General features: G+C 41.1%; 22 protein-coding genes. 11 read left to right on the forward strand and 11 right to left on the reverse strand.

Features of this window, described 5'->3' with window-relative positions:
- Positions 1-123 precede the first annotated feature (123 nt).
- A complete protein-coding gene (locus FIS9605_RS0109315) occupies positions 124-801 on the forward strand; it encodes a hypothetical protein (protein WP_026732350.1) in 678 nt (225 codons plus the stop codon).
- A 91-nt stretch (positions 802-892) separates the two neighbouring features.
- Here FIS9605_RS0109315 and FIS9605_RS0109320 read toward each other — a convergent pair whose 3' ends face one another.
- From FIS9605_RS0109320 to FIS9605_RS0109335, 4 genes are all read right to left on the reverse strand, one after another.
- The gene (locus FIS9605_RS0109320; protein ID WP_026732351.1) at positions 893-1,219 is read right to left on the reverse strand and encodes a HigA family addiction module antitoxin; all 327 of its coding nucleotides are present in this window, start codon (positions 1,217-1,219) and stop codon (positions 893-895) included.
- Between the two features lie 13 nt (positions 1,220-1,232).
- Complete coding sequence (locus tag FIS9605_RS0109325; protein ID WP_026732352.1) at positions 1,233-1,526, reverse strand: type II toxin-antitoxin system RelE/ParE family toxin; 294 nt, start codon at positions 1,524-1,526, stop codon at positions 1,233-1,235.
- A gap of 56 nt (positions 1,527-1,582) precedes the next feature.
- A complete protein-coding gene (locus FIS9605_RS0109330) occupies positions 1,583-3,232 on the reverse strand; it encodes a dipeptide ABC transporter ATP-binding protein (RefSeq protein WP_026732353.1) in 1,650 nt (549 codons plus the stop codon).
- A gap of 231 nt (positions 3,233-3,463) precedes the next feature.
- On the reverse strand, positions 3,464-3,844 hold the full coding sequence (locus FIS9605_RS0109335) for a hypothetical protein (RefSeq protein ID WP_026732354.1): 381 nt from the start codon (positions 3,842-3,844) through the stop codon (positions 3,464-3,466).
- A 121-nt stretch (positions 3,845-3,965) separates the two neighbouring features.
- Here FIS9605_RS0109335 and FIS9605_RS0109340 point away from each other — a divergent pair, with 121 nt between their 5' ends.
- The 5 genes from FIS9605_RS0109340 (at position 3,966) to FIS9605_RS0109360 (ending at position 7,391) form a co-directional block, all read left to right on the forward strand.
- The gene (locus FIS9605_RS0109340) at positions 3,966-4,163 is read left to right on the forward strand and encodes a hypothetical protein (RefSeq protein ID WP_026732355.1); all 198 of its coding nucleotides are present in this window, start codon (positions 3,966-3,968) and stop codon (positions 4,161-4,163) included.
- 383 nt (positions 4,164-4,546) lie between these two features.
- Positions 4,547-4,831 carry a DUF5132 domain-containing protein gene (locus tag FIS9605_RS0109345; RefSeq protein ID WP_026732356.1) on the forward strand — a complete coding sequence of 95 codons (285 nt, stop codon included), beginning with the start codon at positions 4,547-4,549 and terminating at the stop codon, positions 4,829-4,831.
- A 168-nt stretch (positions 4,832-4,999) separates the two neighbouring features.
- Positions 5,000-5,980: a magnesium transporter gene (locus tag FIS9605_RS0109350; protein ID WP_035139498.1), complete on the forward strand. Its 981-nt coding sequence runs from the start codon at positions 5,000-5,002 to the stop codon at positions 5,978-5,980.
- An 86-nt stretch (positions 5,981-6,066) separates the two neighbouring features.
- Positions 6,067-6,435 (forward strand): cyclic nucleotide-binding domain-containing protein, encoded by a 369-nt coding sequence (locus FIS9605_RS0109355; protein ID WP_026732358.1) that lies wholly within the window; start codon positions 6,067-6,069, stop codon positions 6,433-6,435.
- A 419-nt stretch (positions 6,436-6,854) separates the two neighbouring features.
- A complete protein-coding gene (locus FIS9605_RS0109360; RefSeq protein ID WP_026732359.1) occupies positions 6,855-7,391 on the forward strand; it encodes a hypothetical protein in 537 nt (178 codons plus the stop codon).
- Between the two features lie 885 nt (positions 7,392-8,276).
- Here the strand turns inward: FIS9605_RS0109360 and patD are convergent.
- The gene (gene patD / locus FIS9605_RS0109365) at positions 8,277-8,642 is read right to left on the reverse strand and encodes a heterocyst frequency control protein PatD (RefSeq protein WP_026732360.1); all 366 of its coding nucleotides are present in this window, start codon (positions 8,640-8,642) and stop codon (positions 8,277-8,279) included.
- A gap of 313 nt (positions 8,643-8,955) precedes the next feature.
- Here patD and FIS9605_RS0109370 point away from each other — a divergent pair, with 313 nt between their 5' ends.
- Complete coding sequence (locus FIS9605_RS0109370; RefSeq protein WP_026732361.1) at positions 8,956-11,238, forward strand: RelA/SpoT family protein; 2,283 nt, start codon at positions 8,956-8,958, stop codon at positions 11,236-11,238.
- Positions 11,239-11,431: 193 nt separating this feature from the next.
- On the opposite strand, the gene FIS9605_RS0109375 is transcribed toward FIS9605_RS0109370, so the two are convergent.
- The 5 genes from FIS9605_RS0109375 to FIS9605_RS0109400 form a co-directional block, all read right to left on the reverse strand.
- On the reverse strand, positions 11,432-11,758 hold the full coding sequence (locus tag FIS9605_RS0109375; protein WP_026732362.1) for a hypothetical protein: 327 nt from the start codon (positions 11,756-11,758) through the stop codon (positions 11,432-11,434).
- Between the two features lie 23 nt (positions 11,759-11,781).
- Positions 11,782-13,197, reverse strand: a complete 1,416-nt coding sequence (locus FIS9605_RS0109380) for a radical SAM protein (RefSeq protein ID WP_026732363.1) — start codon at positions 13,195-13,197, stop codon at positions 11,782-11,784.
- A 370-nt stretch (positions 13,198-13,567) separates the two neighbouring features.
- Complete coding sequence (locus FIS9605_RS0109390) at positions 13,568-14,140, reverse strand: nitrate transporter (protein WP_026732364.1); 573 nt, start codon at positions 14,138-14,140, stop codon at positions 13,568-13,570.
- Between the two features lie 3 nt (positions 14,141-14,143).
- Positions 14,144-14,884: a prolipoprotein diacylglyceryl transferase gene (locus tag FIS9605_RS0109395; RefSeq protein WP_026732365.1), complete on the reverse strand. Its 741-nt coding sequence runs from the start codon at positions 14,882-14,884 to the stop codon at positions 14,144-14,146.
- Positions 14,885-14,995: 111 nt separating this feature from the next.
- The gene (locus FIS9605_RS0109400; RefSeq protein WP_026732366.1) at positions 14,996-15,571 is read right to left on the reverse strand and encodes a TIGR04376 family protein; all 576 of its coding nucleotides are present in this window, start codon (positions 15,569-15,571) and stop codon (positions 14,996-14,998) included.
- Positions 15,572-15,908: 337 nt separating this feature from the next.
- On the opposite strand from FIS9605_RS0109400, the gene FIS9605_RS0109405 reads away from it, so the two are divergent.
- Positions 15,909-16,421, forward strand: coding sequence for a hypothetical protein (locus tag FIS9605_RS0109405; protein ID WP_026732367.1), 513 nt, complete (start codon positions 15,909-15,911; stop codon positions 16,419-16,421).
- Between the two features lie 82 nt (positions 16,422-16,503).
- Here FIS9605_RS0109405 and FIS9605_RS0109410 read toward each other — a convergent pair whose 3' ends face one another.
- On the reverse strand, positions 16,504-17,631 hold the full coding sequence (locus FIS9605_RS0109410) for a glycosyltransferase family 4 protein (RefSeq protein ID WP_026732368.1): 1,128 nt from the start codon (positions 17,629-17,631) through the stop codon (positions 16,504-16,506).
- Positions 17,632-18,271: 640 nt separating this feature from the next.
- On the opposite strand from FIS9605_RS0109410, the gene FIS9605_RS0109415 reads away from it, so the two are divergent.
- The 3 genes from FIS9605_RS0109415 to FIS9605_RS0109425 all read left to right on the forward strand — a co-directional run bounded on the left by FIS9605_RS0109415 (position 18,272) and on the right by FIS9605_RS0109425 (position 21,285).
- Positions 18,272-18,844: a hypothetical protein gene (locus tag FIS9605_RS0109415; RefSeq protein WP_026732369.1), complete on the forward strand. Its 573-nt coding sequence runs from the start codon at positions 18,272-18,274 to the stop codon at positions 18,842-18,844.
- A gap of 225 nt (positions 18,845-19,069) precedes the next feature.
- Positions 19,070-20,332 carry an MFS transporter gene (locus FIS9605_RS0109420; protein ID WP_026732370.1) on the forward strand — a complete coding sequence of 421 codons (1,263 nt, stop codon included), beginning with the start codon at positions 19,070-19,072 and terminating at the stop codon, positions 20,330-20,332.
- Between the two features lie 89 nt (positions 20,333-20,421).
- Positions 20,422-21,285, forward strand: a complete 864-nt coding sequence (locus FIS9605_RS0109425; protein ID WP_026732371.1) for a tetratricopeptide repeat protein — start codon at positions 20,422-20,424, stop codon at positions 21,283-21,285.
- Positions 21,286-21,395: the final 110 nt, after the last annotated feature.

Raw genomic sequence — 21,395 nt, forward strand, 5'->3', positions numbered from 1 at the left:
TAGAGCCAACTGTGCTGTAAATTCTGATAAAAGCTGTGTCTTTTTGCCTGCATATTTTACTTTTACCAAGATTTTGTTGAATTGTACCATAATAAAAATATTAGGTTTTTATGGAAAAAACAAATGGCTAAACCCACAGGAGAACTTGGATATCTTCGTGCCAGTATAGATGAGAATTGTGAACTAAAATCAAGTTTTGAAAAAATACATTTTTCAAAAGAGAAAGATGCAGTTGAGCAACATATCGTTTCATGTTTTATAAATTCAGCAAATAAAGAAATTAATCAATCAGGGGAAACGTTTTTCTTGTCTAATCCTGTAAAAAAGCCGTTAGATGATTTCGATTTTGAGGTTTCCACACCTAAAGGAACTGCTTATTTGGAGTTGATGGAAGCTGCTCCACTCGAACGTATAAAAGGGGGGTATGCTCATGCTCCTCAAAGTTATAAGCCTTATGACTTTGCACAAAATATCTTCAAAAAGATTTTAGATAAATCTCAGAAGTACTCAAAATCTCGAAAGCACGATGAACTTTTTCTTCTCATATATGTAACGCATTGGACATTTGTATTGAGCGAAACAACTATCGACTTGTTGAGATATTTTTGCAATCAACAGCAAACGATTTTCAAGGCAATTTTTTTGTATACCCCTCTTGATGAAAAGGAAGGTGTTGTCAAGTTCATTTGTCCTGTCCCCCCAGAATTTTTGCAGGAGATTGATCCTGAAAAATATAAAGAAAACGTAGTACTCAATTTAGATCCTAAAAAATTTAAGACTGTCATTAAAAGAGAGCCTTGACACCCACTTTTTCCGTATTGAGCCAAGATGCGTGAAATAAAAATTGTGCGTCTGAAAAAACGCTTAGACGCATCAGATGTAGACTTCAATTCTACATCGACACCCTTTGATTCTGTTCCTTATGACTAAATCTCAATATGGCTTTAATATCATCCTCTTCTTGCTTGAGTACATGGTATAGATCCCAATTCTGTTGAAGGTTGAGCCAGAACTCAGAACTGTTTCCAAAGAACTTGGACAAACGTAATGCAGTACTTGGTGTTACACCACGTTTCCCATTGACTAACTCATTCACTCGCTGATAGGGAACATGAATTGCTTGTGCAAGTTCAGTTTGTGATATTCCCATTGCTTCTAAGAAGTCTTTAAGCAGGATTTCTCCAGGATGTGTCGGAGGACGATGTTTTGGAGTTCTCATAAATTATTACCCCCTAATGATAATCGACTATTTCAACCTCACAAGGTCCTTCTGGTGTCCATGCAAAGCAAATCCGATACTGGTCGTTAATCCGAATACTGTAGTAACCTTTTCTATCTCCCTTGAGTGCCTCTAATCTATTGCCTGGTGGCACTTTCATGTCATCCAAAGAAAAAGCTGCATTCAGTTGGTCTAATTTCCTTTGTGCAACTTCCCAAAGATTGACGGGACACTTCTTTCGAGCGTCTTTTGAGTCGTTCCCATCGAAAATGTCTTCAGTCGCTTTATCTTTGAATGACACTATCATATTAGCATGATAACACGGATGACATGCTAAGAACAAATCCATACTCTCCCCACTCCTCAAGCACGTGCCAGCAGAGGTGCAGCAGCAAGCAGGGTTTGAGTGTAAGGATGCTGAGGATTAGCAAAAATTTCTTTTGTGGGGCCTATTTCGACAATTTTGCCACCGTTCATCACGGCAATGCGATCGCACAAAAATCTCGCTAACCACAAATCGTGGGTGATAAACAAATACGTTAAATCAAACTCTTCTTTTAACTCCAACATCAAATCCAGGACTTGTGACTGCACGCTAGCGTCTAACATACTCACGGGTTCATCGCAGATTAAAAGTTTGGGATGAGTAATTAAAGCACGAGCAATGGCTACTCGTTGCTGCTGTCCTCCTGACAAATCTGAGGGATAGCGCTGATAATAAACTTCTGGCGGTTTTAACCCCACTTTCTCCAGCATCGACAATACCTGTTGTTTCGCTGCTTCAGGAGTTGCGATCTGATGAATTAATAGCGGATCGGCGATACTCTGTCCTACCGTCATCGCTGGATTGAGGCAAGCATGGGGATCTTGAAATACCATTTGCATTTGCCGCCGTTGCTGGCGGATTTCTTGCCGAGATAGGTTAGTTATATCTCTTCCTAAAAACTCGACTTTGCCAGCGCTAGGACGAATCAGTTGCAAGATTGTTCGCGATAAAGTACTCTTACCGCAACCAGATTCCCCGACTAATCCTAAAATTTCTCCTGAATAAAGTTCCAAATTGATGCCATCGACTGCCTTTATTGTCTGACCTTGACCTTTAAACAATCGCTCAACAAAATTAGGCTCGATGGTGTAGTGCTGTTTTAGTTCGAGGACGCGCAGAATTGGGGATCGGGGATCGGCGATTGGGGATTGGGAAGAAATTTCCCCAGTCCCTTCTACATTTTGAATATGCAAAGCTGCTTGTAAGAGCGATCGCGTGTATTCGTGCTGGGGATGCCTAAATACAGATTCTGTCGCACCCATTTCCACCATCTTGCCGTCATACATCACGCCAATGCGATCGCAATATTCTGCCACCATTGCCAAATCGTGGGAAATCAACAGCAGTGCCATGTTTTCTTCTGCACACAGTCGCGTTAGTTCCTGCAAAATCTGCGCTGAGACTGTGACATCTAAGCTGGTGGTGGGTTCATCGGCAACTATCATCTTGGGTTGCAGCAATAAAGCCAAAGCAATGGCTACTCTTTGCCGCATCCCACCGCTAAACTCGTGTGGGTACTGATTCCAGCGATTAGCAGGTATCTTAACTTTTTCTAATATGGCGATCGCCTTTTCTTTGGCTTCTCGTGCTGACAACTCGGGTGAGTGCGCCTTGAGTGTTTCAATACAGTGGTTGCCAATAGTCATTAACGGATCGAGGCGCGTCATGGGATCTTGGAAGATCAGCGCTACTGCCTCCCCTCGAAATTTCCGCATTTGGATTGGTGTTAAATCAAACACTGATTGTCCTTGAAATGTCACCCGTCCTTCAATGCGAGTAGACGCTGGTAGCAAGTGCATCGCTGCCCTTCCCAAGGTTGACTTACCACACCCCGACTCTCCCACTAATCCCATTCTTTCGCCTGGTTGCAGGCTGAAAGATACGTCATCAACTGCCCATTGGGCTTCTTCACCACTACGATGAGGATAGGCAACCCGCAAATGTTCGATAGAAAATAAGATACTCACGTAATATCAATCCTTTTAGCCTACTATCTCTCAATTTCTACTAAATCAGATATGTAGCTCAACCTTAAAAAACATAATAATGTAGGGTGCGTTAGGACAATTCGTCCTAACGCACCTAAAACATGAATTTTGGTACGTTACGCGCTACTCTAACGCACGCTACAGGTTTTATAAAGTCATAAATAAAAAACCCTCCAATGATGGAGGGTGAAATAATGCGATCGCGCAAGCTTAGCTAGCTAGAATCCTTACCGCTTCATGCAGCAGCGTTTTTACTCTGTACAGCTTATAAAGCTTGTCCTGATAAAACCTCATCTGCTCATCCTCAAAGTATTCTTCCTCTTTGGTTAGTCGCAACAGTCCCATTTGACTTTCTGTAGGTTTCCCAATCATATCAAGTGCTACTGTGATGTATTTGTAAATTTCAATTCCAGGTGAGTGCAAGCCGATACCCTCTCTCATCTGGTCAATAGCGCGATAAGGAAAAGCAGTGAGTACGTTAATCCAAGCTTCAGATTTACCGTGGCTACCTAATGGTTGCACTCCATAGTGAGATGCCATCGCGCGTAAATCTTCAAGTGATAGCGCTTCTAGTTCTTTGCGTGTCATCATATAGTTGTCTCATTGTTAATTGGGACTGGTAGCTATGAACTCTTGACGGATGCCATAGCTACCAATTAACTATTATTCAATAGGTTAACCAATTATTTCAAGCAAGATTAAGCAATGTAAAGTGAGTAAAGATAAGCGCGGTAATCCAGATATCAAAGAGCACGGCTTTAAAACCGATAGAGAAGAACCATTTAATAAATTGCTTGCTGTTAAAGTTACCGAGTCAATGTATAACCAAGTTAAAAGTCAGCCTGACTCTTCTGAATTCATGAGAAAAGCTATTCAGAAAGCACTGGATGAAGCTAAACAAGATAAGTAGAGATATAGCTTTGTCGTTAAAATTTATTCAATAAGTTATTCAATATTTTTCAAAAATTTTAATATAAAAAATCAACAAACTCCTTTTGACAGGAGGTTTTATGTTTCTGTATGACATTACACTTTATCTCTGAGTCAAAGAATGACACAAAGAACAGGTCTATGATGCTTTTGACAAACTATGGGCTGCTGGTACACCAGTAACAGCAACAAATTTTAATAAAATCTGAACAAATAATATTTATAACCTATTGATGAAAATTTTCAATATATATTAGGAAAAACAGGTGGTATATTCAACTAGATAAGTTAACTTTTTTCTCATTTCATCTACTTAATCGCGATAAAATGAAATTAAGCTAAGACAAGAGAGGTACAGATATTATGGGTGTAAAAATTTTACCTGATGTTGGAGATGTAGCTGAAAACCTTGGTGTAACAGGTATTTTAGGAGTTGTTCTTCTGCCTGTTTTCTTACCAGTGATTGCTGGTGTTGCTAAGCCAATAGTCAAGACAGCTGTGAAAGGCGGAATCCTTTTCTATGAAAAGAGTAAGGGAGCGATCGCAGAAGTTGGTGAATCTTGGGAAGATATTGTGGCAGAAGCAAGGGCTGAAATTGGTGAGGCACGAATGAAATCGGCAGAACCTGTGGAAGCTAGTGCTGATTGACTGAAGGGAGAATCATGCTAATAGCCGAATTCAGCATTGCACATTTGCATAACAATGTAACTTTTTGTGAGGGATGGGAATTTTGCCCATCCTTTTTTGAAGGAAAGAATTGCAAAACTTAATAGACAACAACCGCCAAAAAATGATTGAACTGCAAGGAATAAGCAGATGTCAGCTTCTGTGCTTCCGTTTTTGGAAACTGCTGCCCAACACCTAGTCCAAAGTGTTCCCCTTGCCCAAGCTTCTGAAACTGTCGGTTCTGTACTTGCTCACCTTGCTGGCAATGTATTCGATTCTGTCGAAGCTATCTATATTGTTGATGAAAATGGACATCTGCAAGGTCTAGTTCGCCTAGTAAATTTATTAACCGCGCCACAACACCGAAAACTAGGCGAAATCATGACTTTGCAACCACCAACAGCCCATCCTCACGATGACCAAGAAAAGGTTGCGGGGTTGGCAGTTACATACGGATTGGTAGATGTTCCTGTAGTTGATCGACAGGGTTACTTTTTAGGAGTCGTTCCTGCCCAATCTTTAATTGCCATCTTAAGACGAGAGCATATTGAGGATCTGCATCGACTGACTGGTATTCGAGGTGAAGATTCCCAGGCACGTCACGCCTTGGAAGCACCACCAACGCGACGAGCACGCGATCGCTTACCGTGGCTGCTTGTCGGGCTACTTGGCAGTATTTTGGCTACATTCGTTGTCTCTCGGTTTGAAAGTACTCTCGAAGCTCGTGTTTTTGTCTCCTTTTTTGTGCCTGGGATCGTCTACCTGGCAGATGCGATTGGGACGCAAACGGAAGCAATAGTTGTCAGAGGTTTATCTTTTAACCACAATACCTCTTTGCGGAGTTTACTAACTGGAGAGCTTTGGACTGGACTGCTGATTGGACTTGCTCTCGGTGGTTTAAGTTTCCCACTCGTGCTTGTAGCATTTGCGAATTTGCAATTAGCTTTTGCTGTGGCACTAACGATAGTAACTGCTGGGGGTGTTGCAACCAGTGTAGGTTTGTTTTTTCCTTGGCTACTCCACAGTATCGGCAAAGATCCAGCTTTTGGTTCTGGCCCTGTCGCTACAATCGTTCAGGACGTAATGAGTTTACTAATTTATTTCCTGATTGTTCAATTTTTTGGAGTGTAAGATTGCGTCCGGTTGACAACACGCCCCAAAAATCCTTAACTTGCTAAAATAGCTTAAACTTTTCTTAACCCTAAAGTTACAAAGCTATGTTAGAACCCTTAAAAACTATCACCATCTTCCAAAAACAACCCGATCCCAAGGTATTTTCAACTGGTCAAGTTATCTTTGAGGAAGGAAGAACGGGAGATTGTATGTATGGTGTTATGGAAGGAGAAGTTAATTTATTGGTCAATGGCAAGGTTGTGGAGACCATTACAGCAGGAAATGTCTTTGGTACAGGAGTGTTGATTGGCATCAAAACAAGAACTTATACAGCGATCGCCAAAACAGAATGCAAACTAGCTTACCTGGATAAAAAGCGGTTTCTATTTGCCGTTCAGGAAACTCCTATGTTTGCACTTGAAGTGATCGGAAATTACTCCCAACGCCTAGAACGTCTGCGGCAAGAAGTGTAAGCAACACTGCCAAACTTAACTGTGGTTGTTTCCTATTAATTAGTACTTTCAATTAGTGATTTGTTTATAACTATAGCCCAATCCTGACTTACAAAAATTTATGTAAATTACTTGATGATCGTAAACTTATAAAAATGCCGATCAAATATTATAAAATTATTAAATGCTTTTAAATTTAATCAATACTTGTATGCCCAGCTAGTATTATATATTTGGTGATTCAGGAGAGTGAGGAAGTCTTTAAATTAATGGCGATCGCGCATCAAACAGCAAGTTTTTGTTGCCGTTGAATAAAGGCTCCTCAGCAGCGGATACTGCACTCCTAGTAATATTGTTTTGTTTGAAATATGCAATATTTGCATTCTGGAAACTGCGTTAAACCCAAAGTTGAAAATCAAAAATTAAAAATAGATTGACAAATGCTCATTTCTGCTGATACGCGCATTTCTTTCCCGTGTTCTCTAGTCTATGCCACCTACCGAGACAAGCTAGTTGAACTTGTTCCGTACATGCCAAACGTGCGTTACGTCAAAGTTAAATCTCGCCGCGAGGAGAATGGACGAGTTTACAGTATCAACGAGTGGCATGGAGGTGGAGAAATTCCACTGGCAGCAAGGACTATAATTAGCGAAGATATGCTCTCGTGGACAGAATACAATACCTGGAACGAGGCTGAGTTTTTGCTGGAATGGCAAATCGAAACTCATGCCTTTAGCGAAGCAGTCAACTGTACAGGAAAAAATCACTTCATTGCCGATGGTAATTCCACTGTAATTAAGAGTCGTGGCGAACTCACGATTGATCCCAAGCAAATTAAGGGGGTGCCTCAATTCATTGCCAAGCAAATCGCGCACATAGTCGAGGATTTTCTCGGTAAAAAGATTGAACCCAATCTGTTACAAATGAGCGAAGGAGTGCGTCAGTATCTAGAACGGCAAGCTAAAGGTAGCGACTAGGAAGACGCGGAGATCGTGAGACACGGTGACACTTCCCTTGACGCGGAGACAATGAGACGCGGTGACGCGGAGAAATTATCAAAAATATTCCCCGTGTCCCCGTGTCTCCACCTCCCCGCATCCTCTTCATTCTCCGCGTCCCCGTGTCCTCTTCAAAGCTTTTTGCAAGTTGCTTCCCGTAGGGTACAACCAACAACATACAACCAACAACACTTAGAAAGTGTTAAAACTAATGAAGCAAAAAGTCCACACTCTTGTAGCTGTGGGATGATTTTATCAAGGCGCTTTTAAGTGCCATGATAGGAAAATCTTGGTTGAAATACCACGGTGGTAAAGTAAAAATTCTTTGGAAATAGTGCAGCCTAAAGAAGCTAAAAATAGTTTTGTGAGGGTAGCGAAAACCTCCTGAAACTAAGCTCATGCATTTTTAACTGTAGAGGTGCATGATGGTGCGTCTCTACAAGTCATAAAAAACCAAATAAAAGCTTTTTGAAGCAATCTACAGATTGCTTCATTTGTAACTTTGTAACAGGGTATACACAAACATATCCCAAATGGATAAACGCACCAGCATGTTATCCATGAGAGAATTGTAGCCTTAACCCTGAGCAAGGGCTACCTGAAAGGGCGAGTACCCTACAGGGATGCTATACTCTACCAGAAGTGGGAGGAACGGGTGCAGGCGTCTACGCCTACAAACTAAAAGCTTACGGCTTTTGAAGACAGATGAGCGAAGACTGTCGCAGTTGGTCGCAGCTGTGAGAGTGTCAATTTCCTTTATGATTCTAAATACAGTCTCTAATCTCACAAGTAAAAATCTTCAAGATCTCATTGTGTACCAACATTCGCAATCCAGACAATCCCCAAGTTTTGGCAAAACACTTCCTACTCCTCTTTTGCATCTGTCTCTGGTGCAGGTGGTTTTAGGATAGCGTTACAGTAGTGAATAAGAGTCGTCAGGCGATCGCTTATTGTCTTGAGTCTGTCAACAGCACTCGTACTTTGTCGCGCCCCTTGGAAAAACATCACATCTATTTCCAAAAGTCGCAATTGCTTGTTCATCTCTGTCCTATAGGACAATTCCCGCGATTTTTCTTCAGATAAAGGTATAATCTGTTGCTGAAAAAATTGCTGTAATGATGAAAGATGTTGCCGCAGTTGGTGTGCATCCATTTGCTTAGTCGCAACATTAGAGCGGAACTGCTCTAGGAGTATTGCGAAGGTGTGATATTTCTGATGATTGAGAGACATTCAGTACTTAATTGAGATACTATTAATGTCAAGAAATTTTTCATATACAATATACTTCTTTAACCTTTTGTTCAGGTTGCTGCCCCGGAAATTATAATTTGGGGCTAAATTTATCATAAATCGATTTCCAGGATCATTATGCTCGATATCTATATTGGCTGAATTGCACAGACTTTTGGTTTGAGCAATTATCCTGCCATCGCTTTCCCTTCCCAGATGTCAGCAGATAGTCCTTTTGATGACGATAATGTCGTCGATTGTATCTAACCCCCCATTTAACCACCCATTACCTACAGCCCCGATATATTGTATGATGAGTAGCGCAATTGTCAATCACCCCGTAGATATAACCATTCCAGAATGGCTACAAAATTGCTTGTCCGCACCGCCTCCAGATCGTGCCGCAAGTGAAGATGACCGAAGGTATTATGATACAGATTTGATTTGCCGAGCATTTGAATTTGCCTATCACCTGCATCAAGGTCAGTACCGCAAATCAGGAGAACCTTATATTTGCCATCCTGTTGCTGTAGCTGGGATGCTGCGTGATTTAGGAGGCAGTGCTGCTATGATAGCAGCTGGATTTTTACATGATGTAGTCGAAGATACAGATGTTACAATTGAAGAAATAGAACAGCGTTTTGGCTCAGAAGTCAGACGTTTAGTTGAAGGTGTAACTAAGCTTTCAAAAATCAACTTCAAAAGCAAAACTGAAAGTCAAGCGGAAAACTTTCGGCGTATGTTTCTGGCAATGGCACAAGATATCCGCGTGATTGTGGTGAAACTGGCAGACCGTTTGCATAATATGCGGACTTTAGAATTCATGCCAGAAGAAAAACGCCGTCGCACCGCTTTAGAAACAAGGGAAATTTTCGCTCCCCTAGCTAATCGCTTGGGGATTTGGCGTTTTAAGTGGGAATTGGAAGATTTAGCGTTTAAGTATTTGGAACCAGAAGCTTTTCGCCAAATTCAGCAGCTTGTTTCGGAAAAAAGAACGGCGCGGGAAGAAAGATTAACGAAAGTAGCTGAAACTTTGCGATCGCGAATGGCAGAAGCAGGTATTCGCTGTCTTGATATCAGCGGTCGTCCCAAGCATCTTTATAGCATTTATCAAAAGATGCAGCGCCAAAACAAAGAATTTCACGAAATTTACGATTTGGCAGCACTGCGGGTGATTGTCCAGACCAATGAGGAATGTTATCGTGCTTTGGCGGTAGTTCATGATTTATTTCGCCCGATCCCCGGTAGATTTAAAGATTATATTGGCTTACCCAAGCCCAATCGTTACCAGTCTCTGCATACAGGGGTGATCGGGCCTTGGGGTCGTCCTTTAGAAGTGCAAATTCGCACCATCGAAATGCACCATGTCGCCGAGTATGGGATTGCAGCCCACTGGAAGTACAAAGAAACCGGAGGTTCTCACATTGGCCATTTAACTGCGTCTGATGAAAAATTCACTTGGTTGCGGCAGTTATTGGAATGGCAAAATGATCTTAAAGATGCTCAGGAATATTTAGAAAGCATCAAAGATAATCTCTTTGAAGATGATGTTTATGTTTTCACTCCCAAGGGAGATTTAGTGGCTTTAAGTCCAGGTTCTACGACAGTAGATTTTGCCTACCGCATTCATACAGAAGTAGGAAATCACTGTGCGGGTGCGCGGGTGAATGGAAGAATGGTACCGCTATCTACGCGGCTGCAAAATGGCGATATTGTCGAGATTATTACCCAAAAAAATAGCCATCCCAGCTTGGATTGGTTGAACTTTGTCAGGACTAGTGCGGCGAAAAACCGCATTAAGCAATGGTACAAGCGATCGCGCCGAGAAGAAAATATTGCTCGCGGTCGGGAATTATTGGAAAAAGAACTCGGTAAAACAGGTTTTGAAGGTCTGCTGAAGTCAGAACCAATGCAGGCGGTAGCAGAAAAGTGTAATTACCACTCAACTGAAGATTTACTCGCAGCTTTGGGTTACGGGGAAATAACGCTGAACTTAGTACTAAACCGTTGGCGAGAAATAGTTAAGGGGCAACAGCCTGTTACTAATGAACCAGAATTTACACCAAATCTGCCAACTACAGCTAAAGCAGCAGCGGCGTTGCGAGATGGAGGGCCGGCAACGACTTCGCGCTTATCTGACTCGCCAATCGTTGGGGTAGAAGGGTTAGTGTATCATCTGGCTGGGTGTTGTACTCCCATTCCTGGTGAGGCAATTATCGGTGTTGTCACGCGCGGTAAGGGAATATCTATCCATCGCCAAGGATGTCACAACCTAGAGAAAGTAGAGTGCGATCGCCTTGTGCCGGTAAGTTGGAACCAAGCAGCAGAAAACATTGGTCGTCCTCAGAGTTATCCAGTGAATGTGCAAATTGAAGCTTTGGATCGGGTGGGAGTGTTAAAGGATATTTTGTCGCGGCTGAGTGACCAAGGCATTAACGTGCGTCATGCTAACGTCAAAACTTCTTTTGGTCAACCGGCGTTGATTGATTTGGGGATCGAGATCCGCGATCGCTCTCAATTAGAACACATATTTGTCCAAATTAAGAAAATGAGTGATATTCTCAATATTCGCCGCGTCGGTCAAATTGATGGATAGTACTCAATTTGGCAGGGTGCGTTAACACGTGAATTATCCCCTTGCTAGTTGGGGGTAGATTGTTTGTTGTGAAGAAAAATTATATTTATTTATAAGGTGGATTTAGAAGATTAATGTTTTCAAGAGATAGGTGAGAATTATGAATGATAAATGCTGAATCCTAAAAATTTCATAATTCATAATTAATAATTTCTTACGATGTCTGATTTAAGAAAAATATCCAACAACCACCATTGAGTAAAGCCGTGATGACTGCACCAACAATTACTCCTTTCATCAATGGGAATTTTTCTCGTCTTTTTAGTATAAAAATAACGGGAATGATATATACAAGTTGAGTGATCCCAATACCACTAAGATATATAATCAAAACTCGTAGGAAAAAATTTATTGCTAATGCATAGCCAATCACTGACTCCAACAATATCAGAAAAAGAAAAATAACAATTGCTAGTATATGCATTCCCAATACTAAAAAAGCACCCGCAATAACATTAGTAAATTCATTTCTTCGAGACATGGATTTTTCTTAAATGGCAAAATTCAATTTTTTTTATTAACCAATTCATACCCAGCACTACCCTCGCGATAAAAAATATTGAAGGTATCAAAGGGAATAATCCTTCCATCTGGATGTACGATATGAATACACGATCGCTTCACAGAACGCACATCAAAGTTAAAGGGATCGAGAAACTGGACTATCATAATCCGAAAAATATTCGCATAGGTAATACCTTCAGGTACGCTTAACATTGGCAAACAACACAAAAGTTGCTTTAATGATGTTGCAGCTGAACTGGGTGAATGACTGGTAGAAAATAACTGAAAAATGTGGTGTTTGAGTTCTGCGTTTTGTTCGTAAAGTACGCTATTCGGCATGATTTCTACAAACACTTCGGGATTGATTAGTCCAGTCAGTGGTATGACTTTACCATTCAGTTTCAGCACATAGGCCATTGCCAAACAATCGGGATGGCAAGGAACAGGTAGAATATCTTGAGGTTGAAAGTAGGGACTCTGTTGTAAAATTGACCTGCGTACTTCTGTAAGAGTGTACCTATCACGCTTGGGATCAAATCCCTGCAAACGTCCAGCAGCTTGGATGGGTTGAAATGTTACGCCTCGCACACAACGCTGTTGCAAAGCATACTCAATTATTTTGCCGATTTCGTGGTCATTTAGCCCTTTTTTGAGGGTGACGACTAGAGTTGTAGAGATATTGTATTCGTTCAGGTGTGCGATCGCTTGTTCGCGAACACTACGCAAATCTGCACCCCGCAATTCTTTTAGCGCTTCTGCCTCAAAGCTATCAAATTGCAGATATACTTCTATACCAGGCATGTATTGACTGAGGCGATCGCAAAAAGTTTTATCTTTCGCAATCCGCACCCCATTCGTATTAATCATTAAATGCTTAATCGGCTTGCTTTTAGCAATATCCATAATTTGAAAAAACTCTGGGTGGATTGTCGGTTCGCCACCACTCAACTGTACTATTTGCGGTTCTCCTTCATTAGCCACCACCGCATCAATCATCCTTTCAATTTCTGCTAAGCTGCGATGGTGTCTGGGTTGATGAGAAACTTGTGAAAATTCTTCTGCACCGGAATCAGCATAACAAATTGGACAAGAAAGATTGCACCTATCTGTTACTTCTATTAAAGTTAAACAGCTATGTTGTTCATGGTCGGGACACAATCCACAATCATAAGGACAACCATATTTTATCGGTGTATGAAACTGAAGTGGCATATCTCCTGGCTTGATGAATTCCAGGGATTTTTTGTAATATTCAATATCATCGGCAATCAAAACTTCTTCTCGTCCGTGAGTAGGACAGTGTTTAACTAAATAAACGCGATCGTCCTGAAAAATAATTTTTGCTTCTACCTTGACGAGACACTTTGAACAAACACTATTCGTCAAAGCATAAAATAGATAATTGTGAGTGGGCATGATGAAGAATTTTGTTTTTCATCTTACACCAAAGTGTGAATTATTCCTCAATAAATCTTTTCAGTATCCTCAAATCGTCGCTAAACAATTATTTGCGAGATTACAAAAAATATCACTCACTCTTTACCAAATCCCACAGCAAATCAATTCCATTTCTAAGATGTTTTGAATTCTGGTGCAAATCAACCAATCTATTAGATTGTAGTGGACTGGCAAGCCTAAAATGGTGTAATAGAAAATGTTCGTAGTAAGCGCTTCAGCGAGCCTTGACACGCCAGTAGGGTGCGTTACGGCAAGTAAAGCACCATTAACAGAAAATATGTGTTAGCGATCGCGTCACACACTCTACATTATTAGTTAAGTTTAGACGTCAGATTTCTTTCCGTTCCTCTGAAATAAGCTGTGAAAGAATATTTCCTGTAATATCTAGTAGTTGATCTAGTAGAAAGCCGATTATGCCGATATAAATTAGACTCTCAATGATGACATTGTAGTTACCAGATTTGTAACTATTCCAAATCAAAAAGCCCAACCCTTTACCTACTGTTAACATTTCTGTGGCAATGACAGTAAACCAAGCTGTCCAGATGCCAGTCCTTAAAGCACTAAATATATGATTAATTGCCACACGAATGTTATTGCCTTGGGTGCGGGATTTTCGCATACCTTTAGCTGTATTCAGAATTAGCGGCCAAATAGCACTAAAAAAAACAACAAGACTTGTTGCTACTTCTAATTCTCGAAACAGTATTAAAGCTAGTGGTAGAAGGGCTATCGGAGGAATACTATACGGAATTTGCAGTGTCCGTTTGCATATCTGATAAACTAAGGGGTTCATACCAATAAAACTTCCAAGTATAATCCCCAAAATCACAGCAGGAATGTAGCCAACAAACAATAATTTTAGGCTGGATAAAAAGTCTAAAAAGATACTATGATCCATGCCTCATGATTTGAATTGGAACATCTGAGCAATGGTGCGGCGATAATACACAATAGCACATAGACAAGCAATTTGAATCGCACTGATCCCCAAAAAAATACGAAAATCCGGCTTTATAAAATCTATCAAAAATCGAAAGCTTAAATAACAAACTAAATAAAATTTAAATAAATCACCTTCTTGGTATTCATAGCGACTGCGAAGCCGTATAAATATCATTAGTATAATTAAAAATACAATTTCATACAATTGGGTGGGATGACGAGGAATGCCATCGCCAAAATCTACACCCCAAGGTAATTTTGTAGCAATTCCGTAAGTGCGATCGCTCAATCCTGTCAGAAAGCAACCAATCCTACCAATTACTGTTCCTAAAATTAATGGATAAACAAATACATCACCAGTAGAGTGGCTGACACCAATAAATTTTTTCGTAATTTCTACCCCAATCACTGCACCTACCAGTGCTCCTACTACTGTTTTTCCTTGGAGTAATAGTAATAGAAATAGCTGTGAATTTTGCCAAAGCAAATCAATATGTTGCAGTAAAACTAGTACCTTTGCACCACAAAGCGCACCCAACATTCCACCAACAAGAATAGAAGTGCGCTGTGCTGGTGTAATAGAATCTTTACGGACGTTACGCAATACTAAACGAAACGCCACAGTATAAGCCAAAGATTCAAATAAAATATGCGGGTGAATCCGCAACGAACCCAAGTAAAAGTAAACTGGGAATGTCATTTGTTAGTTGTTGATTGTTGATTGTTGTTTGTTGATCGTCAGTTATTAGTTAAACTACTAACCACTAACTACTAACCAATCCCTAGTCCCCAGTCCCTAGTCCCTAGTCCCCTACTTTCCCATTTTTCGCTTCATTTCTTCCAACTCTGCCTCAGTTTCCCAACGGCGGAATTTTTCCTCTAAGGGATCGTACCCACTGGAATAACTACTAGGTTGATTCCACCAACCACTAGTTTCTATGCGCTGCTGTGCTTGTGCTTTAGCGCGTGCTGTTTGTGCTTCAGCTGCTTTTGCTTGTACTTCCTGTCGCCGTTGTTGAACTTTCCGCAGTAAATCTTGTGCTTGGGAAATGCGTTCTTTTAACCCTTGCATGTGTCCCCAAAGCTGGTTTCCTTGGCGCAACAGTGCGGCTTCTCGTTCTTGTGCCGCAGCCGCTAAATCTTGCCTACCAGAATCTTTGGCCTTTTGGACGCGAATATGCCACTTTTGGATTTCTTGAGCAGTGGACAGAATTTCCTCTTGCGATCGCTTCTCTTGTAATTGTAAATCTGCAATCAGCTTTAATGTGTCTTCCTCTTGCTCGCGCAGCTGTTCCAGCAACGCTTCTAACTCCAAGTGTGGATTATTTCGCAAAAATTCTTCTAAACGGTTTTCCAGAAACCTACTCAAATCATCAAATAAGCCCACTGCCAAAACTCCAGAAAGTGTCTCATTTTATTGTAGTCATTAATTATCGTAGGGGAAACCTATTGGGAAAAGAAGAAGGCAGGAGACAGCTATGCTCAAAGAATAGTATTTTCATCTTGTTCATTCAATGAATTTCAAGTATCCCAGTCATTATCATACCCTCTCATATTTTTTTGATATTGAATTTGTATCGATTACTAATATTCCCTCTCAAGATTGAGGTTTTTGATAATTATAGTGCTTATTTTGAATAAATATCTTCTTTATTCACCTGTTGCCAAAGTCAACAAATGAATAGATTGGCTCAAAAATTACAGTCGCGTTCGTATCATGAATTATGAATTATCTTGTTGCAGTTCTACCAGATAGATTACAGGCAGAAGAAGCTTACTCTGCCCTCGAAAAAGAAGGCTTACCAACCAATCAAATTGACATCTTAGGTCAAGGATACAAAAGTGCTGATGAGTATGGGTTAATAGACCCCAAATTGCAAGCGAAAAAAGGAGCGTCTCGCCTGTCAACTTGGTTAATTCCATTTGGTTTTGTGGCTGGCTATGCCTTCAATTTATTGACAGGCATTGAAATATTTCCGATTGGTAGCCTTGGCAATCATCTGATTGGTGGACTTTTAGGAGCCGCCGCTGGTGCTTTCGGTGCATATTTAGTTGGCGGTGGAGTAGGTTTAACTGTTGGTAGTGGGGATGCTCTACCTTATCGCAATCGTTTGAATGAAGGCAAATACCTAATTGTGGTCAAAGGTACTGAAGAATTAACCCGTCAGGCAACTCGGATTTTACGGCAATTTGAGCCAGAGAACTTGCAAGGTTATGCCGAGCCAACTGAAGCGTAAATCCAAATATAAAAGTGATTCGTAATTCGTAATTAAAATACAGTAATTACGAATTACGAATTCTCAATTACAGCTTGTTAAGTTACATATTTGAACGCAGCCTTGGAGCAAGGGTATATCCAGTGAGTTGGGACTTCTGTTTAAAATCATCAAAGTGCATAACTTTTCCACTTTGAGTCAGTCGCTCTGCTACAAGTTTCTCATAAACTGCTTCATACCCATCTACCATTTTTTGCACGCTGAAATATTTTTCGACGTGCTCCCGACATGCATAACGGTTTAGTTCCGCTACTTTATTAACAGCATCAACACATTCTTCAATGCTGCTACAAATAAAGCCTGTTCTTCCGTTGGCAATTACTTCTGGAACTGACCCCATATTCATGGCAATTACTGGTGTTCCTGCTGCCATTGACTCTACCATTACCAATCCAAACGGTTCTCGCCAAGTGATGGTGAATAAAGTTGCTACTGCACCCCCCATCAGAGCATTTTTCTGAATATGATTAGCTTCACCTAAATACTCTATTTGCTTACCATCAATTAGAGGTTTAATTTCCCGTTCAAAATAGTCTTTATCAACAACATCAACCTTACCTGCCATCTTTAAACGCCAACCAGCTTGCTTAGCAATCTCTATGGCTATATGCGTTCCTTTCTCTGGCGAAATCCGACCCAAAAATGCTAAGTAAGGCGGTTCTTCTGGTTGGGGATGAAACTCATGAGTATTGACATCAATACCGTTGTAGACAGTTGCTACATAATTTAACCCTAGCCTTGGTTCGCGCTGTGAATGAGAAATACTCACGTAGGGTTGATTTTTAGCGTGTACAAACAACTTTTCGTTATCAGGGGTAAAGATGCCGTGTAATGTGTGAACAGTGGGTGTATTTACTAAATTGACATAGGGCAATGCAGTATAGCCCATATGAGAGTGAATAATATCAAACTCGTTTGCTGCCTCATACACTCGACTCATTTGCAACATCTCATAGACACTGTATTCTTTGATAGTTGAATCGAGTCGTAAGGCGCGGGGATGAACTGATTCTAGCTTTGCCAGAGTCAGGGAATCTCCAGATGCAAATAGGGTTACTTCGTGTCCGCGTCGGACTAATTCATCAGTTAGCAAACCCACGACTAACTCCGTGCCACCATAACCTGGAGGTGGTACTCTCTCCCATAATGGGGCAACTTGAGCAATTCGCATAAAAGACTCCTAGTTTTAAAGTAAGAGTAGAATTAAAAACGGCTACTTTTTCTAAAAAGTGTTTTGAAGCGACTCATTTTATCTGAGGGCTTTATGGAAACACTAGTCGAGCCAGGGATTAATACAAACTTTATATTTTGAAAAAGGTAATTGTTGTCTACCTAAGTGCGGAGGTATTACCTTCCAAAGAGGAGAAATTCTTTCAGTTCACTTAAATCTTATGTAAAATTATATTTTTTTATTTCTTTAGAGTGATGACAAATAAATATCAAATAATCAGCTTTCTTAATGGTAGTTAAAAATTGGAATTGACTAAATATTAAGTAATAGTTATTAACTGCGTACATCACAATGCATGAATAAGGAAATGGGGAATAGAAGAGTGGGAGATGGGGAGAGTGGGAGAGGGGGAGAATAATGACTAACTACTAACTACTAACCACTACCCAATTTGTGCCAGAGTTGATAAACCTAAGTAGTAGCATTGAGTTATGCATAGCATGCGGCGGTGTATATAAATACCTATTCTACTAGCTAACAACGGCAATTATTCTGAAATTAATAAATAACTAATGTTATATTTACGACATTTAAGTCTACTACTAATATGGGTGTGACAGCTGCTGATACCAAACGACTTATGAGCATTATTATTTGCCCTGGAATCCATGAACCAGAGTTAACCGAAAACTTCATCTCAGCTTGGAGAAAAGTAGTTGTTGATAATTTATCTTTTTCAAATTCAGTAAATATACTTATTTTTCCAGCGGAAAGTTTTTCGGCTTTATCAGCGTTTCACATTTTGCATTTTTTACACCAGCATTTAGGAGATCGGCTAGAATCGCCAGTTATATTCATTTGCTTTAGTGCTGGTGTAGTTGGGGCGATCGCTGCTGCATGTTCGTGGCAAATGTTGGGAGGTTGTGTCAAGGCTTTTATTGCCATAGATGGATGGGGAGTACCATTATGGGGTAATTTTCCTATCCATCGGATGAGCCATGATTATTTCACTCACTGGAGTTCCAAAATACTTGGTAGCGGTGAAAATAACTTTTATGCAGACCCAGCAGTCGACCATTTAGAAATGTGGCGATCGCCTCAAACCGTACAAGGCTGGCGGGTAGACTTATCTGGTGGGGAATCGCCCTCCCAACAGCGCCTCAGTGCGTCTGAATTCTTGTATCAGCTTTTAGTACGCTATAAAGAAAATTAATCCGGAAGATAGAAATGCTAAGCAGGAGTGAGAATTAAAGAGCTAGGCTGTGATGGGGTGATAGGGTATGAGGTAGTAGTTGGTTGTTGGTGGTTGGTGGTTGGTTATTTCTAATGGCCAATGCTACTACCCCACTCCCCCACTCCCCCCATCTCCTCATCTCCCCACCTCCGGTTCTCCCCCTACTATTCCCCCATCCCTATCCCCTATTCCCCAAATATTCTGATGTTTCCAACTGAACCTGCTGCTGTAAATAACGGATTTGGTGTTCTGCTTAGAAACCGTGGCTTTATGCTGCTGTGGATTGGGCAGTTGTTGTCACAGCTTGCGGATAAGGTTTTCTTTGTTTTGATGGTAGCCCTACTGGAAAACTACCCACCCCCTCCTGGTTTGGCAGAAAACTCCATGTACTCAACTTTGATGGTGGCGTTTACAGTACCAGCCATTCTGTTTGGTTCTGCTGGAGGGGTTTTTGTAGACCGTTTTCCAAAAAAGCTGATCATGGTTGGCTCGGATGTGGTACGCGGTCTAATGACACTGTTGATACCGTTTTTACCACGGGAATTTCTGATCCTGTTGATAATGACTTTTGCTATCTCCAGTGTGACGCAGTTTTTTGCACCAGCTGAACAGGCAGCCATCCCACTGTTAGTACGGCGAGAGAATTTGATGGCAGCGAATGCCCTGTTTAGTAGCACGATGATGGGTGCTTTAATTGTTGGGTTTGCGATCGGTGAGCCAATGTTGAGTTGGGCAAAACACTTGCTTGGCCCAGACTACGGTCAAGAGCTTGTAGTGACAATTTTATACCTGACTTCTGCGGGCATAATGCAGCCGATTAAATTAAAAGACAACACAACTATCAGTGATAGTGAGGTAACAATCAATCCGTGGACTGAATTCAAACAAGGTTTGCGCTATCTTAGGAAAAATCGTTTGGTGTTGAATGCCATGCTGCAATTAACGACTTTATATTGCGTGTTTGCAGCCTTAATGGTTTTGGCAATTCGATTAGCAGGGGAGTTTGGTTTAAAAGAGAAACAATTTGGCTTTTTCTTAGCAGCAGCAGGGGTAGGAATGGTAACGGGAGCAGGGATCTTGGGTAACTGGGCTGAGAAATTACATCACAAACCCTTACCCTTGATTGGATTTTTGATGATGGCAGTGGTTTTAGGAGTGTTCACTTTTACTCACCAACTGCTATTAGCACTAGGACTTTGTGCTGTGCTAGGAATAGGTGCCGCCCTCATTGGTGTGCCAATGCAAACTTTAATTCAACACCAAACACCACCTTCGATGCTTGGTAAAGTATTTGGGTTTCAAAATCATGCCATCAATATTGCCCTTTCTCTACCATTGGCAATTACTGGCCCAATCACAGATGCTTTAGGTTTGCGAAGCGTGCTGGTGGGGATGAGTGTAGTAGTTTCTGTCGTAGGTATTTGGGCTTGGCAAAATACCCGCCGAGTTCTACAAGATGTGATTTGACAAAATCTTAAAAACAAAGCCCCAACGCAGTAATATAATATAGTGCACTTGTCTGTAGCGGTAGTAACTGTTTGGTTGGGGCAAAAATCATGAGTCAAGCAGCAAGGGCTGAGGCAGATACTCCACGGTTTGTCACAGATGACAGTGGATACTGGTATCGACAGGGTAAACGACTCGAACGGCAAGAGTGCTACTCGGAAGCAATTTCATGTTACGACAAAGCTTTAGCTAGTTGCCCTGATGAATACTGGATATGGTATGACCGAGGTAGCGCCTTAAGAGAATTGGGTGACTACGAGACAGCAGTTGCTAGTTTTGATCGTGCCTTAGCAGTACGCCCCCATGATTACTGGGCCTGGTACAATCGAGGCTGTATCTTGCTAGAAGATTTAGATCGGTTTGAAGAAGCGATCGCCAGTTTTAATCAAGCTTTGGCAATTCGTCCGCATGACTATTGGTCTTACTTTCGCCGCGCAGATGCCAATAGACATTTAAAACGCTACGAAGATGCGATTTCCGACTACGATCAATCTTTATCCATCCGTCCAGACGATTACTGGGCATGGTTGCGTCGTGGAGATGCCCAGAGACATTTGAAACGCTACGAAGATGCCATTAAAAGTTATAACCAAGCCCAAGCTATCAATCCAGACGATTTTTGGGTTCATTATAAGCTAGGGGATACTTTCAGATATCTAGAACGCTATGAAGAAGCACTGAAAAGCTATCAAAAAGCCATTGATCTCAAACCTGACGATGAGTACGCTTGGTATAACTGCGCTTGTTGTGCAGTTAGGATAGGGGATATCTCACTCGCAATGGAAAGCCTTGAGTCAGCCCTGCTCATCAATCGCAACTTCCAAGAACTGCTCAAGAATGACCCCGATCTAAGCATGATTCGAGATAGAGGATTACTAGGAGATTTGCTGCGCGAAATCAATTGCTTAAATTGACTGCTGTAAGGACTCTTTGTGTCTTGGTGTCTTGGTGTTTCAATAATTCTTTTTTCACCACCAAGACACTAAGACACCAAGAAAAATTCATTTCCAAGACTCACGCCTTG

Origin of the sequence: Fischerella sp. PCC 9605 (assembly GCF_000517105.1) — a bacterium.
Classification (GTDB): Bacteria; Cyanobacteriota; Cyanobacteriia; order Cyanobacteriales; family Nostocaceae; genus PCC9605.